Raw genomic sequence first — 19,066 nt, 5'->3', positions numbered from 1 at the left:
GAGCAATGCTCTAATTTCAATACCGTCCGATGAAGCACGCTTGGCGGGATCGCCACAACCGGTCCTGAGATATTCAACGTTTAGAAGACAACGAAGGTTGAGCATGCTTCCCGATACAAAATTCAGGACTGTTACAGAAATTTTGTTGTTTCGCGGCAAGGTCGAACCGGAGAAGACCGCATTCATTTTTCTCGAGAACGGCGAAGCGGAGCTGACCCGCCTCACGTTCGGCGACCTGGACAAGCGGGCTCGCGGCATCGCCGCCAGGCTGCAAGATATCGCGCAACCGGGCGATCGCGTCCTTCTGGTTTATCCGCCCGGGCTGGAATTCATCTGCGCATGGGTGGGATGCCTGTACGCCGGCCTGATCGGCGTACCCGCCTATCCACCGCGCAGGCATCGTCCCGCCGATCGTCTCAAGGCCATCGTCGCCGACGCCACGCCGGTCGTCGCGCTGACGGACGCCGCGACGCTCGACGGCATCGCGCATCAGGCGGACGGTTATTCCGACACGCTGGAACTGAAGATCCTGGCGACGGACCAGCGCTTCGACGCCCCGGCCGAACAATGGCGCGCACCGGACATCACGCCGCAGACGCTGGCGCTTCTGCAATACACGTCAGGCTCCACCGGTACGCCCAAAGGCGTGATGATCAGCCATGCGAACATCCTGAGCAACATGGCGGTCATCGCCGAGGCGAGCGATGCCGATGTGTCGGCGGTATTCGTCAGCTGGCTCCCGGTGTTTCACGACATGGGTTTCTTCGGGAAGGTGCTGCTGCCGATCTATCTCGGCGTGCTGTCGGTGCTGATGGCGCCCGCGGCATTCGTGCAGAAACCCGTGCGATGGCTGCAGGCCATCACGAAGTATCGCGGCACGCATTGCGCCGCGCCGGATTTCGCGTATGACCTGTGTGCTCGCAAAATCTCCGATGAAGCGCGCGCGCAGCTGGACCTGAGCAGCTGGCGGGTTGCATTCAACGGCGCGGAACCGGTGCGCGCGGAGTCGGTGGCGCGTTTTTCGCGCGCCTTCGCCGCGTGCGGCTTCCACGCGCACACCATGCGCCCCGTCTACGGGATGGCCGAGGCGACCTTGTTCATCTCCGGCCAGCCGGCACGCTCGCTGCCGCGCGTGGCGGACTACGATGCCGACGCGCTGGCACAAGGCGTGGCGACGAGAAGCGACTCCGGCAAGCGCCACGCGCTGGTCTCATGCGGCCGGACCTGGGCTGAGCACCGCGTGCGGATCGTGAATCCGGATACCGGTGAGCGCTGCGCGCCCGGCCGGATCGGCGAAATCTGGCTGACCGGCCCGAGTGTCGGCGTCGGCTACTGGAACCGTATCGACGAAACGGAGCGCACCTTCCGCGCGAAGCTGGACGGCGATGACGCGCGTTACCTGCGCACGGGCGATCTCGGCTTCGTCGATGGCGAGGATCTCTTCGTTACCGGCCGCTTGAAAGACCTCATCATCGTCGCCGGCCGCAATCACTACCCGCAGGATCTCGAGCAATCCGCGGAGGGCAGCCACCCCGCGCTGGCGCCGAACGCATCGGCGGCTTTCTCGATCCACGTCGATAACGTGGAGCGGGTCGTCGTCGCCTGTGAAGTGCGCCGGGAAGCGCTCAACACGCTGGACGCGGAAGCCGTGGCCGCCGAGATCCGGCACACGCTCGCCGAAGTGCACGACGTCGATCTGTATGCGGCAGTCCTGTTGAAACCTGCCACGATCCTGCGCACGTCCAGCGGAAAAATCCAGCGGAGCCGGATCAGGCAGGCATTCCTCGATGAACAGGGGCTCGCGATCGCGGGCGAATGGCGGCGTGCGTTCTCCGCGCCGCCAGCGCCCCCGCAGACGGCCGAGCCACGCGACACGCAAGCGCTCGTGCAATGGTGCATCGAGCGTGTCTCGCGTCTGTCGGGAATCGCTTCCGGCAAGATCGACCCCGACGCGCCGTTCAGCGTCCACGGGCTCGATTCGAAGGACGCCATCATGCTCTCGGGCGAGCTGCAGGACTGGCTCGGGCGGCCGGTTTCCCCGACCGTCGTCTACGATTTTCCGAGTATTTCCCTGCTGGCGCGCCATTTGAGCGGCACCGGGAATGCCATGCCGGAGCAGGCGCCGGGCTCGGCCGGAGCACGCGCGGATATCGCGATCGTCGGGATGGGATGCCGCTTCCCCGGCGCCGGCAATCCCGACGCATTCTGGCAGCTTCTGCTGGAGGGCCGGGACGCGGTCGGTGCGGCGACGCAGCGCGCCGCCGCCCTTCCGCCCGCCGGACTGCTGGACCAGGTCGATCAGTTCGATGCGGCGTTCTTCGGCATCAGCGCCCGCGAAGCCGAATCGATGGATCCGCAACAGCGCCTGCTGCTGGAGGTGGCCTGGGAGACGCTCGAGCATGCGGGCGTCGCACCCCGCAGCCTCGCCGGCGGACGCACCGCGGTCATCGTCGGCATCAGCAATTCGGACTACATCCGTCTGGCGCAGGACGAAGTCGCGGACGTCGGCCCTTATGTCGCGACGGGCAATGCGCTCAGCGTCGCCGCCAACCGCATTTCCTACGCGCTCGATTTGCGCGGCCCGAGCTGGGCGGTCGACACCGCGTGTTCGTCCTCGCTCGTCGCGGTTCATCAGGCGTGCCGCGCGCTGCAGCGCGGCGAGTCCGATGCGGCGCTGGCCGGCGGGGTCAACCTGATTCTGGCGCCGCAATTGAGCGCGTCCTTCACGCAAGCGGGCATGCTGTCGCCGGACGGCCGATGCAAGGCGTTCGACGCGGCAGCGAACGGTTATGTGCGCGGCGAAGGCGTGGGCATGGTGCTGCTCAAGCGGCTCGACGATGCGCTCGAGAACGGCGACACCGTGTTCGCCGTGATCCGCGGCTCGGCGGTGAATCAGGACGGACGCAGCAACGGCCTGACCGCGCCGAATGGCCCGGCCCAGCAGGCCGTGATTCACGGCGCGCTGCGCGACGCCGGCGTGCGCGCGCAGGACATCGGCTTCGTCGAGGCGCACGGGACGGGCACGCCGCTCGGCGACCCGATCGAGTTGAACTCGCTGGCGGCCGTGCTGAACGCATCCCGCCGCCCGGACGATCATTGCTGGATCGGGTCGGTCAAGACCAACATCGGCCATCTGGAATCGGCCGCGGGCATCGCCAGCCTGATCAAGACCGCCCTGGCGCTCCACCATCGCGCGATTCCGCCGAACCTCCATTTCCGGTCGATCAATCCGCAAATCGCGCTCGACGGCACGCCCTTCCGGATTCCTCAGCAGGTCACGCCCTGGCATTCGGAACACGGGCCGCGCCTGGCAGGGGTGAGCTCGTTCGGATTCGGCGGCACCAACGCGCACCTGATCCTGTCAGAAGCGCCGCGGCCCGCAGCGGTCGAAGCCGAACCGGTTGCACCCGCGACGCGCGTCGTGACGCTCTCCGCGCGCACGCCGGAAGCGTTACAAGCGCTCGCCGCGTCCTATGCGGCCTATCTCGACGCCCATCCCGAGGCCCGTGTGCGGGACGTCGCGTTCACGGCCAATACCGGCCGCACCCACTTCACGCGGCGCGCGGCCATCGTCGCATCGAGTCTCGATTCGTTGCGTGCGCAACTTGATGCTGTTGGGTCCGGCGAGCCTGCCGAAACACCGCCCGCGGTGACGTTCCACTTTTGCGCCGACGACGGCGCCAGCGCCGACGCGGTTCGGCAATTGCGCGCGGCCAGCACCGCTTTCGACGCGCTGATGCAGCGGCAACCCGACGCATCCGACGCGCCCGGGCTCGCCCCCGACGAAGCCGGGTTCACGACATTCCAGCGCGCACTCGCGCAACTGTGGATGTCCTTCGGCATCACGCCGGACGCGGTCAGCAGCACCGGCGACGGGCATCGCGCCGCAGCCGCGTGGGCCGGCGTGCCGCAGGTGCCGGACGGCGGTGCGGCAGGACACCCCGGCATCGTGATCGACATCGGCGCGCACACGGCCGCGTGGGACGCGATCCTGCACACGCTCGCCGCGCTCTACGTACGCGGCGCGTCCATCGACTGGGATGCCGTGGAGCAAGGTGCACCGCGCCGCCGGCTCGCCCTGCCGACCTACCCGTTCGAGCGTCGCGGCTTCTGGATCAGCCCACGTGCGCCTCGGCATCCGTTGCTCGGGCGCCTCATGGAGCAGCACGCGCATGCGCCGGCCACGTGGATCTGGCAATCGCGTCTCGATGCGCCGGCAACCACCTTTCTCGACGGTCATCGCGTCAAGGGGGCGCCCGTGCTGCCCTATGCCGCCTTCGTGGAAATGGCGCTGTCGGCAACGTCGGAAATCGGCGCTGCCGGCCATACGACATTGAAGGACCTCGCACTGCATGCGCCCCTGCCGCTGCATCCGCACGAATCGCGCACCGTGCAGACGGTGCTGAGCCGCCGGTCCTGGGGACCGTTTTCGTTTGCCGTCTATCACCGGATCGACGACACCCGCGCCACCGCGACATGGCAGATGTGCGCGAGTGCCGAAATTCACGAATCGGATCGGAGCCACGCATGAAATTCGGCCTGATGTTCTTCGCCAGCAGTGAAGAGGCGCTGTCCGGCAACAAGTACCAGCTCGTGATGGAAAGCGCGCGTTTCGCCGATGCGAACGGGTTCTCCAGCGTCTGGGTGCCGGAGCGCCATTTCACCGAATTCGGCTCGCTTTACCCGAATCCCGCCGTCCTGCACGCCGCGCTCGCCGCGGCCACCCAACGCGTGAAGCTGGTCGCGGGCAGCGTGGTCGCCGCGCTGCACAACCCGATCCGGATCGCGGAAGAATGGTCGATGGTGGACAACCTGTCGAACGGCCGCGTGGGCGTGTCGTTCGCCTCCGGATGGAATCCTGACGACTTCGTGTTCGCCCCGGACAAATATGCGACCCGGCAGGACGACATGCTGACCACGATGCGCGCCGTCCAGCATCTGTGGCGCGGCGGCACGCTGGACGCGACGAACGGCGTCGGCAAGCCGGTGCGGTTGCGCATCTATCCGACGCCGGTGCAGCCGGAGCTGCCCGTCTGGGTGACCGCCGCGAGCAATCCGCAGACGTTCGTACGTGCCGGCGAAGCCGGCGCCAACCTGCTGACCCACGTGCTCGACCAGGATCGGGACCAGCTCGCGCACAAGATCGCCCTCTACCGCGAAGCGCGTGCGAACCATGGCTTCGATCCGGCGGCCGGCACCGTGTCCGTGATGCTGCACACGTTCGTCGGCGACGATGCGGCGCAGGCGCGCGAACAGGCGCGTGTGCCGTTCTGCAACTACATCCGCAGCAATATCGGGCTATTGAACGGGCTGGCGCAGAGTCGCGGCCAGTCGGTCGACGTGCGCGCGATGGGCGCACGCGAACTCGACGAGTTCGTCGAGTTTCTCTATGAACGCTTCGCGCAATCGCGCGGGCTCATCGGCACGCCGGAAACCTGCGTCGAACTGGTGCGGGATCTCGAGTCGATCGGCGTGGATGAAGTGGCCTGCCTGCTCGATTTCGGTCCGCCGGTCGAGCGGATCCTCGGCAATCTTCCGCAGCTGCGCCGGCTCCGGGAAATGTGCGCCCCCAGGCGATCCGCCGCGCCGACGCGATTCGATGCCGCCGAAGTGCAGGCCCGCTGCACCGAAACGACGTCGGGCGCGGACTTCAACGGCGAAATCCGGCAGCACGGCGTGCAGATCGACGGCGTGTTCGACGCGATCCGGCAGATCTGGCGCACGACCGGCGAGGCGCTGGGGAAAATCAGCCTGCCGGCCGATGCGCTGGCGTCGTCGCCGTACCAGGTCCACCCCGCCTTTCTCGACGCGTGCAGCCGCGTACTCGCCGCCGCCATCGACCCGGACGCGCTGGAGTCGGGCGACCTGTACCTGCCCAGCTCGATCGGCGCGGTACGGGTCCATCAGCCGCCGGCGTCGACCGAGGCATGGAGTCACGCCACGCTGCGCACGCCGATCGGACAGGGCGCGCTGGAGGGCAACATCCGCGTCCATGACCTGGCCGGCCGACTGCTGATCGAGATCGATGCACTGCGGTTGCAGCAGGTGCGCGCGGCGCGCGCCGTCGAGCGCCACGACTTCGCCACGCTGCTTTATCAGCGCGTGTGGAGACCGTCGAACGTCGACGCGGCAACCGGCGGTTCGGCGCCCGGCGAGTGGCTGATTCTCGCGGACCGCGGCGGCGTGGGCGCCCAGCTGTCGACTCTGCTGGAAGCCCACGGCGATACATGCACGCTGCGCTTCGCCGACGCGACGCCGGAACTGCCCGCGGCCGACCGCCCGCTGAAGGGCGTCATCCACCTGTGGAGTCTCGATCTCGCGCCCGCCGACATCGCGGCGAGACGGCGTGCCAGCGCGAGCGTGCTGCACCTGGTCAGGGCGCTTGCGTCACGCGCGCCGTCGGCCCGGCAGGCTCGCCTGTGGCTGGTGACGTCGGGCGCGATGCATGTTCTGGATGGCGAATCGATCGCGGTGGCACAGGCCCCGCTGTGGGGATTGGGCCGCGCGATCGCGGTGGAGCATGCGGCGCTGTGGGGCGGGCTCGTCGACCTCGATCCCGCGCAGCCGTCGGCAGCGGACATCATGCAATCGGTACAGGCTGGCGGCCGTGAGGACATGATCGCGTTTCGCCGCGACCAGCGCTACGTCGCGCGCATCGTCCGAGACAATCGCGAATACGTCAGCCACCGGCCGATCCGGTTCCACGGTGACGCGACCTATCTGGTGACCGGCGGGCTCGGCGGGCTCGGCCTGCGGCTCGCGTCCTGGCTTGCCGACAACGGCGCCGGGAAAATCGTGCTGCTGGGGCGCGGCGAACCTTCCGCCGCAGCCGGGAAAATCCTGCGCACGCTCGACGCGCGGTTCATTCGCGCCGACTTGTCGCGTCGCGAGGACGTCGAGCAGGCGCTCGGTGAAATCGCGCATTCGATGCCGCCGCTCAAAGGGATCTTTCACCTCGCCGGCGCACTCGACGATGCGCTGCTGACACGCCAGGACGACGACTTCTTCCATCGCGCCGGCAGCGGCAAGGCCGACGGCGCGTGGTATCTGCACGAGCTGACGGCCGACCTGCCGCTCGACCATTTCGTCTTGTTCTCGTCGATGGCCGCGCTGATCACCATGCCGGGCCAGGGCAACTACGCGGCCGCGAACAGCTTCCTCGACGCGCTCGCCCAGCATCGGCGCGCGCAGGGGAAACCGGGGCTCAGCGTCAATTGGGGGCCGTGGGCGGAGATCGGCCACGCCGCCACCGACTACGGACGGCGCGCGCACGAACAACTCGGCGCGCTCGGCGTCGGCACGCTGCCGCCCGAACTGGCCATCGCGACGCTGGAACGGCTGATGGCGTCCGGCGTCGCGCAGTCCGGGGTCGCGCAAATCGACTGGCCGACCCTGTTCCGGGTCGATGCGCCGGCCGCCGGGTCCGCGCTGTTTTCCGAGCTGGCGCAACCGGCCGCGCGGCAGCCGCAGCAGGAGACGGCGTTGCTGCGCCAGCTGCATGCGTGCGCGCCGCGCGAACGGGTCGAACTCATCGCCGACACGCTCGCGGCGATGCTGGCTGAAACCTTGCGCCTTTCCGGCCCCGACGCCATCGCGCCCGAGCAATCGCTGCTCGATCTCGGCCTGGATTCGCTGGTCGCGCTCGAACTGACGGACCGCCTCACCAAGGTGTTCGGAAGACCGTTTCGCGCGACGTTGTTCTTTTCCTATCCGAACCTGCAGACGCTCGCGCAGTACGTACTCAACGAACTGTCGCCATCGCTCCCCGCGCCGGTCGTCGACGAAGCATCCGACGACCTCGACGAGGACGACCTTTCCGAACTGATCGCCCAGGAGATCGGCGCCCAATGAACGCCAAGGCCACGCATGCACTGAAAGCCGCGCTCGACGAACTGCGCCTGCGGCGCGCGGAAATCGCGGCGCTGCGTTCGGACCGCAACGAACCGATCGCCGTCATCGGCATGGCTTGCCGCTTCCCCGGACGCAGCGATACACCGGACGCGTTCTGGCAATTGCTCGACGGCGCGCGCGATGCCGTCACCGAAGTGCCGGGCGAACGCTGGGACATCGATCGCTACTACGACCCCGATCCGTCCACGCCCGGCAAGATGGCGACCCGCCACGGCGCCTTTCTCGAACGCGTGGATCAGTTCGACGCGGCGTTCTTCGGGATCGCGCCGCGCGAAGCGACCTACCTCGATCCGCAACAACGGCTCCTGCTCGAAGTGGCGTGGGAGGCGCTCGAGAACGCCCATCTCGCGCCCGAGCGCTTCCGGCAGTCCGCCACCGGCGTGTACGTCGGCATCACCTGCTTCGACCACGCGATCCAGGTGTCCAATGCGTCGATGCCGTCGAGCAGCTACGCCGGCACGGGCAGCGCGCTGAACATGGCCGCGGGCCGGCTGTCGTTCGTGCTGGGCCTCACCGGCCCGAGCATGGCGATCGATACCGCCTGTTCGTCGTCGCTGGTGTGTCTGCACCTCGCCTGCGAAAGCCTGCGCTCGCGCGAAAGCAACATGGCGCTCGCGGGCGGCGTCAACCTGATGCTGTCGCCCGAGGTGATGGTCAGCTTCTCGCAGGCGCGCATGCTGTCGCCGGACGGACGCTGCAAGACCTTCGACGCGGCGGCGGACGGCTATGTGCGCGGCGAAGGGTGCGGCATGGTGGTGCTCAAACGCCTCGCCGACGCGCTCGCCGACGGCGACCGGGTGCTCGGCATCGTGCGCGGCACGGCGGTCGACCAGGGCGGCGCGGGCGGCGGGCTCACCGTGCCGAGCCGCGATTCGCAGGAACGGGTGATCCGCCGCGCGCTGAACCAGGCCGGCCTCGCGCCCGGCGACGTCTCCTATGTGGAGGCGCACGGCACCGGGACGTCCCTCGGCGACCCGATCGAGGTCGAAGCGCTGGCCGGCGTCTACGGCCCCGGGCGCGCGGCGAACGAGCCGCTCGTGATCGGTTCGGTCAAGACCAATATCGGGCATCTGGAATCGGCCTCCGGCATCGCCGGCCTGATCAAGGTGCTGCTGTCGTTCGAGCACGACCGGATTCCGGCGCACCTGCATTTCACGCAACCCAATCCGCATACGCCGTGGCAGGACATCCCGATCCGCGTCGCGGCCGATCCGGTCGCGTGGCGGCGCGGGGAACGCAGGCGCATCGCCGGGGTGAGCGCGTTCGGATTCAGCGGCACCAATGCCCACGCGATCGTCGAGGAACCGCCCGTCGCGCCGGCACACGCCGCGCAGCGCGCGCTGCTGCTGCTGTCGGCAAGGTCCGAAGCGGCGCTGGCGGCGCTCGTGCAACGCTACGAGCGCGCGATCGCCGGCGCGACGCCGCAGGAGCTGGCCGCGATCTGCCGTGCCGCCGCCACCGGGCGGAGTCACTATCCGTTTCGCGCCGCCTATGTATCGGGCGAGCGGGTATCGTCGGCGGCAGCGGCGCGCACGGGCAAGGCGTTGCGCATGGGCTTCCGGTTCGGCGTGCCGGACAGCGGCGTCGCGCATGCGCTGCACGCGTCGGAACCGCTGTTCCGCGACGCGTTCGCGCGTTGCTCGGTGCCGCTGGACGCACTCGAGACCGACGCGGGCCGGTTCGCGATCCAGTTCGCGTGGGCGGAACTGTGGAAGGGATGGGGCATCCGCCCGGCCGTCGTGTCGGGCCATGGCATCGGCGAATATGTCGCGGCCTGCGTGGCGGGCGTCGTGAGCGTGGCCGACGCGCTGCGCCTCGTGGCCGCCCGTTCGGATGCCGAAGCGTTGCGCGCCGTGCTTCGGGACATGCCGCTCGCACGGCCGTCGGTCCGCCTGATTTCCGGCTGTCTCGGCGCCGACGTGACCGACGAGGTAACGCACCCGCAGTACTGGTTGCAACTGGCTGGCGCGCCGGATCAGGCCGACGCATCGCACCCGCCGGAGGGGCTCGCCGACGGCTGGCTGCCGCCGCCCTGCGCGGGCGATGCCCTGGAGCGCGCACTCGCGGCGCTGTACGTGCAGGGCGCGCAGTTCGACTGGCGTGCGCTGTTTCCGGCGCCCGCCCAGCCCGCCACGACCCTGCCGAACTACCCGTTCGAGCGTCAGCGCTTCAGCCTGGAGAAGATCCCGTCGCCGATCGTCGGCATGGATGCCGGCAGCATCGACGCAGCGTTGCGGCACCTCAAGTCGTCCGGCAAGTACCCGGAGGACATGCTGAACGCGTTTCCGGACCTGCTCCGGACTGCATTCGCCCCCGCCGAAACCGTCGCGCCGCACGCACACCCGCTCTATCACGTGGTGTGGGAGCAGCAGGCCGCGACGCCGGCTGCACTGGTCGCCGCCGACGCGTCCCCATGGCTGATCTTCGCGGACGCAAGCGGTGTCGGCGGGCGGCTTGCAGCGCTGCTGCGCGCGCGCGGCGCATCCTGCTCGCTGGTCCGCCCCGGCATCGACTATGTCACCGGCGCGGAAGCGGGCTGGCAGGTCGCGCCCGAGCGGCCGGACGATTTCGTCCGCCTGCTGAACGAGACCGCCGCCCCCGGCCAGCGCATCGTCTTTTTATGGGCGCTGGACGAAGCCGTCGGCGAGACGCGCATGTCCGCCGCCCTGCTGCATCTCGTGCACGCGCTGGTCGGCAGCGAGCGCGAGTGGACGCCTTCGACCCGGCCCAGGATCTCGGTGGTCACGCGCGACGCGGTGGAAGCCGGCGAAGCGCCGCACGTATCCGGGCTCGCCCAGGCTGCGCTGTCGGGCCTCGCACGCGGGGCGATGATCGAGCATCCGGAATGGTTCGGCACCGCGATCGATCTCGATCCGGCCGCGCCGGAGAACGAGACGCAGGCACTGCTTCAGGAGATGCTCGGCGAGAGCCGCGAGGAGCAGGTGGCGTTGCGGCACGGCGCGCGCCATGTCGCGCGCCTGAGCCCGCTCGTGCAAGCCGAAACGGCCGCGCTGCCGGTCGACCCGGACGCGGCCTACCTGATCACCGGCGGGTTCGGCGCGCTCGGGCTGCACACCGCCCGATGGCTGGCGGCGCGCGGTGCGGGCACGCTGATCCTGGTCGGCCGGCAAGGGGCCGCGAGCGACGAGAGCCAGCGGGCGATCGCCGAGCTGCGTGAGCGGAACGTCACGCTGCGCTGCGAGCGCCTCGATATCGCCGACCCCGCAGCGGTCGCCGCTTTCTTCGCCGCGCTGCGGCGCGACGGCGTGCCGCTGAAAGGCATCGTGCACGCGGCCGGCATCGTCGGCTACAAGCCGATCATGCAGGTCGAGCGCGACGAACTGGACGCGGTCCTGCAACCGAAGGTCGCCGGCGCGTGGCTGCTCCATCAGCAGAGCGAGCACTTCCCGCTCGATTTCTTCCTCCTGTTTTCGTCGATCGCGTCCGCGTGGGGCTCGCGTGAGCAGGCGCACTACAGTGCCGCGAACCGTTTCCTCGACGCGCTCGCGCATCATCGCCGCGGCCAGGGCCTGCCGGCGCTGAGCGTGAACTGGGGGCCCTGGGCGGAAGGCGGCATGACGTTCCCCGAGGCGGAAGCGCTGCTGCGGCGTGTCGGCATCCGGTCGCTGGCGGCGGAGCGCGCGCTCGACGTGCTGAATCGTCTCCCCGCCGTGCCCCAGGTCGCGGTCGTCGATATCGACCTGGCGCTGTTCCAGGGTTCCTACGAGGCGCGCGGACCCAAGCCGTTCCTCGACCGCGTGCGGGTGGCCAAAAGCGCGCCGAGCGCGCCGGCAATGCCGGCGTTGAGCGACGCGTCGCCGCGCGAGCGCAAGCGCCTGCTGGCGGACAGCATCGATCGCGCGGTGGCCCAGGTGCTCGGCTACGACGCGGGGACGCTGGATCGCGATCTCGGCTTCTTCGAGATGGGCATGGATTCGCTGATGGCGCTGGACGTGCGCACGCACCTCGAAAATGCGCTGGGCATCCCGCTGTCGGTCGCGCTGTTGTTCGATCATCCGACGGTCAACGCCCTCGCGGATTTCCTGGCGGAGCAGGCGTCCGGCACGGCGCCGGATGCGCACGTGGCGCCGGCTCAGGCGCAGTCCGTGCCGCCGCAGCAGCAGCAGCCGCGACCGGTCGCGCCGGCCATCGATGCCCGCGAGGCCGGCACGCCGGAGCCGATCGCGATCGTCGGCATGAGCTGCCGGTTTCCGGGCGCCGCGCACGATCTCGACGCCTACTGGAACCTGCTGAACGACGGCGTGGATGCGATCTCCGAAGTGCCGCGCGAGCGCTGGGATGTCGACGCGTACTACGATCCCGATCCGGAAGCGCCGGGGCGTATGTACAGCCGCTTCGGCGGTTTTCTCGACGACGTCGACCAGTTCGATCCGGCGTTCTTCCGCATCACGCCACGCGAAGCGGCCGCGATGGACCCGCAGCAGCGCCTGTTGCTCGAAGTCAGTCACGAAGCGCTGGAGCATGCCGGCATTCCGGTCGACAGTCTCAAGGGCAGCCGCACCGGCGTCTTCGTCGGCATCACCACCAACGATTACGCGAACCTGCAGCTTCGCAACGGCGGCGGCAGCGGCATCGACGGCTATTTCTTCACCGGCAACCCGCTGAATACGGCGGCCGGCCGCATCTCCTACGGACTCGGCGTGCAGGGGCCGAGCATGGCGATCGACACCGCCTGCTCGTCGTCGCTCACCGCGATCCATACCGCCAGCCAGAACCTGCGCAGCGGCGAGTGCGATCTCGCCATCGCGGGCGGCGTCAACCTGATCCTGTCGCCGGACAACTCCATCGCCGTCTCGCGCACGCGGGCGCTGGCGCCGGACGGCCGCTGCAAGACCTTCGACGCGGCGGCGGACGGCTTCGTGCGCAGCGAAGGCTGCGGCGCGCTGGTGCTCAAGCGCCTGTCCGATGCGCTCGCCGCGGGCGATCGCGTGCTGGCCGTGCTGCGGGGTTCGGCGGTCAACCACGACGGCGCGTCGAGCGGCTTTACCGCGCCGAACGGGCGGGCGCAGGAAGCCGTGATCCGCCAGGCGCTGGGCGGGTTGCCCGCCGCTTCCATCGATTACGTGGAAGCGCACGGCACCGGCACCCCGCTGGGCGATCCCGTCGAGTTGCAGGCGCTGGCGACGGTGTTCGGCGCAGGCCGCGACGCAGGCCGGCGGCTGCGCGTCGGCTCGGTGAAAACCAACATCGGCCACACGGAGTCCGCCGCCGGCATCGCGGGCGTCATCAAGGTCGTGCTGTCGCTGAACCACGACCGCCTGCCCGCCCACCTGCATTTCCGCCAGCCGAGCCCGCTGGTGCAGTGGGACGCGCTGCCCCTCGAGATCTGCGCCGAGGCGAGCGCGTGGCCGCGTGGCGAACGGCCACGGCGAGCCGGCGTCAGCGCGTTCGGCGCGAGCGGCACCAATGCCCACCTGGTGCTGGAAGAAGCGCCCGCGCCGGCGCTGCAGGCGACGCCGTCGAGACACAAGGTGCATCCGCTGGTGCTGTCGGCCAAGACCCCCGCGGCGTTGCGCGAGCTGGCCGGGCGCTATCAGCGGCGGCTCGAAGCCGAACCCGGTCTCGACATCGCGGCCGTGGCCTTTTCGGCGGCGACCGGCCGCTCGCATTTCGCGCATCGGCTGGCATGGCCGGTGACGTCGCTCGACGACGCCATCGACAAGCTGCGCGCGTTCCACGCGAAGGAACCGGCCGGCGCGGCGCAGCCCGCCCCCCGCGTGAAGATGGCCTTCCTGTTCACCGGCCAGGGCTCGCAATACGCCGGCATGGGCCGCCGTCTGTACGACGCGTATCCGGTGTTCCGCGACGCCATCGACCGCTGCCGCGCGGTGGCCGATCCGCTGCTCGACAAGCCGTTGCTCGAGGTGCTGTCGGCCCAGGGCGAGGACATCCACCAGACCGGCTACAGCCAGCCGGCCCTGTTCTCGCTGCAGTACGCGCTCACCACGTTGCTGGCGTCGTTCGGCGTGGCGCCCGACGCCGTGATGGGCCACAGCGTCGGCGAGTACGCGGCGGCTTGCGCAGCCGGCGTCTTCTCGCCGGAAGACGGCCTGCGGCTGATCGCCGAACGCGGCCGGCTGATGCAGGCGTTGCCCCGCGACGGCGAGATGGCGGCGATTTTCGCCGACCTCGCCACGGTCGAGCGCGCGATCGACGCGTGGCCGCACGAAGTTGCGGTGGCGGCCGTCAACGGCCCGGCGAGCATCGTGATCTCCGGCAAGCGCGAGCGCATCGCAATGCTGGTCGATACGTTCGCCGCGCGGGACATCCGGTCCGTGCCGCTCAATACGTCACACGCGTTTCACTCGCCGCTGCTCGAGCCGATGCTGGACAGCTTCCAGCTCGCGGCGAAAACCGTGCCCGTCGCACGCCCGGCGATCCCGTTCTATTCGAATCTCACGGGCGCCGTGATGGACGAGGCGCCCACCGACACGTACTGGCGCCGCCACTGCCGGGAGCCGGTGCAGTTCGCGAGCAGTGTCGAGCGCCTCGCCGAAGCCGGTTTCAACGTGCTCGTCGAAATCGGCCCGAAGCCGGTGCTCGTCAACCTGGCCCGCGCGTGCTGTGCGCCGGACGCCGGGATCCAGTTCCTTGCCCTGCAGCGGCCGCAAGTCGAGCAGCAAGCGCTGATCGAAACGCTGTCGAGCCTGTATGCCCGCGGCGTCGACGTCGACTGGGCCCCGACCGAAACACCCGCGCCCGCGCGCATCGCATTGCCGTCCTATCCCTTCCAACGCAGCCGTACCTGGTTCCAGAAAGCGGACACGTCCATGACTCAGACAAGCGCATCACCCATCGCCGCAGCACCCACGCACAATCGCAGCGGCGAGATTCTCGAATGGCTTCGCGGCAAGATCGGCGAATTGATCCAGGCCGATCCCGCCACCATCAACATCGAACTGCCCTTCCTCGAGATGGGCGCCGACTCGATCGTACTGATCGAGGCCATCCGGCACATCGAGGCGGAGTACGGCGTGAAGCTGGCCATGCGCCGCTTCTTCGAAGACCTGGCGACGGTGCAGGCGCTCGCCGAATATGTCGCGGACAACCTGCCGGCAGCCGCCGCGCCGTCCGGGGCCGAGGCCGTAGCCGTGGCCGTGGCCGTGTCGGAACCGTCCACGCCGGCGGTCGCGGTCGCGCCGTCCGCGGCGGGGCTTGCGCCGCTCGCCGCCGCCCCGGCGGAATGGGTGGCGGCCGAAGGCGACTCGACGGTCGAGCGCGTGTTGCGGGAGCAGAATCAGCTGCTGTCGCACGTGATGAGCCAGCAGATGGAACTGCTGCGCACGTCGCTGACCGGCCAGCCCGGCGTCCGGCCGGCAACGGCCGCCGTGCAAGCCGTCGCGAGCACGGCGAGCGTCGCACCCCAGGCGGCGAGCGCGGCCCCGGCCGCCGCACCCGCGGCAAAGCCCGCGCCTGCGGCTGCCGCGGCGCCCGCGGCCGACAATCCGCCGCCCAAGCCGATGATGCCGTGGGGCAGCCCGGTCCAGCAGCGGGCGCGCGGGCTGTCCGCCGCGCAGCAGGAGCATCTCGAGGCGCTGATCGTGCGCTACACGACGCGCACCCGGAAATCGAAGGACTCGGTGCAGGCGTCGCGCCCGGTGCTGGCCGACAGCCGCGCCACGGTCGGCTTCCGCTTTTCGACCAAGGAGATGCTGTATCCGATCGTCGGCGATCGCGCGGCCGGTTCGCGGCTGTGGGACATCGACGGCAACGAGTACATCGATTTCACGATGGGCTTCGGCGTGCATCTGTTCGGCCACACGCCGGATTTCATCCAGCAGCAGGTCACCCGGGAATGGCAGCGCCCGCTCGAACTGGGCGCGCGCTCCAGCCTCGTCGGCGAAGTCGCCGCGCGCTTTGCCCGCGTGACCGGCCTCGATCGCGTGGCGTTCTCGAACACCGGCACCGAGGCCGTCATGACCGCGATGCGGCTCGCGCGCGCCGTGACCGGGCGCGACAAGATCGTGATGTTCACGCATTCGTATCACGGCCATGCCGACGGCACGCTCGCCGCAGCGAACGCGGAAGGCGTGACGGAAACCATCGCCCCGGGCGTACCGTTCGGCTCGGTCGAGAACATGATCCTGCTCGATTACGGCAGCGACGCCGCGCTCGAGGCCATTCGCGGAATGGCGCCGACCCTCGCCGCCGTGATGGTGGAGCCGGTGCAGAGCCGCAACCCTTCCCTGCAGCCCGTCGCATTCCTCAAGGAACTGCGTCGCATCACCGAGGAGGCCGGCGTCGCGCTGATCTTCGACGAAATGATCACCGGTTTCCGCGTCCATCCGGGCGGCTCGCAAGCCATGTTCGGCATCAGGGCCGATCTCGCGACGTACGGCAAGATCATCGGCGGCGGCCTGCCGCTGGGCGTCATCGCCGGCACCAGCCGCTTCATGGACGCCATCGACGGCGGCATGTGGACCTACGGCGACCACTCGTTCCCCGCGGCGGACCGCACCGCGTTCGGCGGCACGTTCTGCCAGTATCCGCTCGCGATGGCGGCCGCGCTGGCCGTGCTCGAGAAGATCGAGCAGGAAGGGCCGGCGCTGCAGGCCGCGCTCAACGAACGCACCGCGCAGATCGCCGGCACGTTGAATGCGTTCTTCGCGGAGGCCGAGGCGCCGATCAAGGTCACGTGGTTCGGCTCGATGTTCCGCTTCGAATTCACCGAGAACCTCGACCTGTTCTTCTATCACATGCTCGAAAAGGGCATCTACATCTGGGAATGGCGCACCTGCTTCCTGTCCACCGCGCATACGGATGCCGATATCGACCGCTTCATCCGGGCGGTGAAGGACAGCGTCGCCGACCTGCGCCGGGGCGGCTTCATCCGGCCGCACTCGAAACACGGCACGGTGGCCGCGCTGAGCGAAGCGCAACGCCAGCTGTGGGTGTTGTCGGAAATCGATCCCGAAGGATCGCTCGCCTACAACGTCAACACCACGCTCGAACTGAACGGCCGGCTCGACGAAGCCGCGATGCGCGCCGCCGTCCAGAGCCTCGTCGATCGGCACGAGGCGCTGCGCACCACGATGATGGCGGACGGGTCGGGCCAGATCGTGCATCCGTCGCTGACACTCGAGATTCCGCTGATCGACACGGACCCGAACGCGTGGCGGGAGCAGGAAAGCCGCCAGCCGTTCGACCTGGTGAACGGGCCGCTCTTTCGGGCCGCGCTCGTGCGCCTGGGCAGCGAGCGTCACCTGCTGGTGATGACGGCCCATCACATCATCTGTGACGGCTCGACGTTCGGCGTGCTGCTCGAGGATCTGGCCCGCGCGTATGCCGGTGCGGCGCCGGCCGACGCGCCGCTGCAGTTTCGCGCGTACCTGAAGCAGCTCGACGGCCAGCGCCACAGCCCGGAAACGAAGGCGAATCACGAGTACTGGCTGGCGCAATGCGCGCGTCAGGCCGCACCGCTGAATCTTCCGCTGGACTACCCGCGGCCCGCGGTGAAGACGTTTCACGGCGAGCGCGTGTCCCTGCATCTGGACGCGGCGGCGGCCGCGACGCTGCGTACCGCGGCCCGTCAGAACGGCTGCACGCTCTACATGGTGCTGCTCGCCGGCTTCAATCTGTTCCTTCACCGCGTCGCCGGCCAGCAGGAGATCGTCACCGGCATCCCGGTGACCGGCCGCTCCGTGGCCGGCAGCGACCGCCTCGCCGGCTACTGCACGCATCTGCTGCCGCTGCACTCCACGCTGCCGGAGCAGGCCACCGTGGCCAGTTTCCTGGCCGGCACCCGGCAGAACCTGCTCGACGCGCTCGAGCACCAGAATTATCCGTTCGCCGAACTGGTCCGCGAAATCGGCGCACAGCGCGATCTCAACGCCGCGCCGCTGGTATCGGCGGTCTTCAACCTCGAACCGGTGTCGGCGCTGCCCGAACTGCGCGGCCTGACGGTCGGCCTCGTGGCGCCGCTGATCCGCCATACCGCGTTCGACCTGAACGTCAACGTGCTCGACGCGGGGCAGGCACTCCTGATCGATTGCGACTACAACACCGATCTGTTCGACGCGAGCACGGTACAGCGTTTCCTCGACATCTACCGGACCCTGCTGACGCATCTCGCGGACGATGCGTCAGCTGCCGTTGCCCGTCTGCCGTTGTCGAGCGATGCGGAGCGGAAACTGCTGACCGTCGAGTGGAACCGCACCGACACGGATTTCGGCGACGCCGCCGCACAACCGCTGCATCGCCTGTTCGAGCAACAGGTCGAGCGCACGCCCGATGCCGTCGCTGTCGTCTTCGATGACACCGCGCTCACCTACGCCGAACTCAACCTGCGCGCCAACCGCCTCGCCCACCACCTCGTCGCGCTCGGCGTCGGCGCCGATGCACTCGTCGGCGTCGCCATGGAGCGCTCCCTCGACATGAGCGTCGCCCTGCTCGCGATCCTCAAGGCCGGCGGCGCCTACGTCCCCGTCGACCCCGACTACCCCGCCGAGCGCGTGCGCTTCATGATCGACCACGCGCAGTTGCGCTGGCTCCTCACCCAGCAGCATCTGCTTGACGCGCTGCCCGACACCGACGCGCACGTGATCGTCGTCGATCGCGACGCGCTCGACCTCGATGCCGCGGCGACGTCCAACCCCGCACCCGCGCTGAACGGCGACAACCTCGCCTACATGATCTACACGTCCGGCTCGACCGGCCGACCCAAGGGCGCGCTCAACACCCACCGCGCGATCACCAACCGCATCCTCTGGATGCAGCACGCCTATGCGCTCGGCGCCGACGATGCCGTGCTGCAGAAGACCCCGTTCAGCTTCGACGTCTCGGTCTGGGAACTCTTCTGGCCGCTCGTCACCGGCGCGCGCCTCGTGTTCGCCCGCCCCGGCGGCCAGCGCGAGACCGACTACCTGGTCGAGCTCATCGAGCGCGAACGCATCACCACGATCCATTTCGTGCCGTCGATGCTGCGCGCGTTCCTCGATCATCCGGACCTCGACGCGCACTGCGCGTCGCTGCGCCGCGTCGTGTGCAGCGGCGAAGCCTTGCCCCACGACCTGCAGCAGCGTTGCCTCGAGCGCCTGGACGTCGAGCTCTACAACCTCTACGGCCCCACCGAGGCCGCCGTCGACGTGACCGCGTGGGAATGCCGGCGCGACGATCCGCACCGCATCGTGCCGAT

The 19,066-nt window shown here is 69.2% G+C and carries 3 protein-coding genes; all 3 read left to right on the top strand.

Annotated features, from left to right (window positions below):
- Positions 1–103 precede the first annotated feature (103 nt).
- Entirely contained in the window at positions 104–4,531 is a 4,428-nt protein-coding gene (locus FFS49_RS33850; RefSeq protein WP_105818480.1) for a beta-ketoacyl synthase N-terminal-like domain-containing protein, read from the top strand.
- A complete protein-coding gene (locus FFS49_RS33845) occupies positions 4,528–7,851 on the top strand; it encodes a bifunctional LLM class flavin-dependent oxidoreductase/SDR family oxidoreductase (protein ID WP_105818479.1) in 3,324 nt (1,107 codons plus the stop codon). The genes FFS49_RS33850 and FFS49_RS33845 overlap by 4 nt, the downstream gene beginning before the upstream one ends.
- A partial coding sequence (locus tag FFS49_RS33840; RefSeq protein WP_137951043.1) for a type I polyketide synthase occupies positions 7,848–19,066 on the top strand: 11,219 nt, incomplete at its 3' end. The genes FFS49_RS33845 and FFS49_RS33840, both read left to right, overlap by 4 nt.

Origin of the sequence: Burkholderia sp. 4NA327C6, from assembly GCF_005502655.1 — a bacterium.
Lineage (GTDB): Bacteria > Pseudomonadota > Gammaproteobacteria > Burkholderiales > Burkholderiaceae > Burkholderia > Burkholderia contaminans.
This window is presented reverse-complemented; position numbering and strand designations above follow the sequence as displayed.

Coding starts and splice junctions, on each gene's coding strand:
- FFS49_RS33850 (WP_105818480.1), top strand. CDS start 104: ATGCTTCCCGATACAAAATTCAGGACTGTTACAGAAATTTTGTTGTTT.
- FFS49_RS33845 (WP_105818479.1), top strand. CDS start 4,528: ATGAAATTCGGCCTGATGTTCTTCGCCAGCAGTGAAGAGGCGCTGTCC.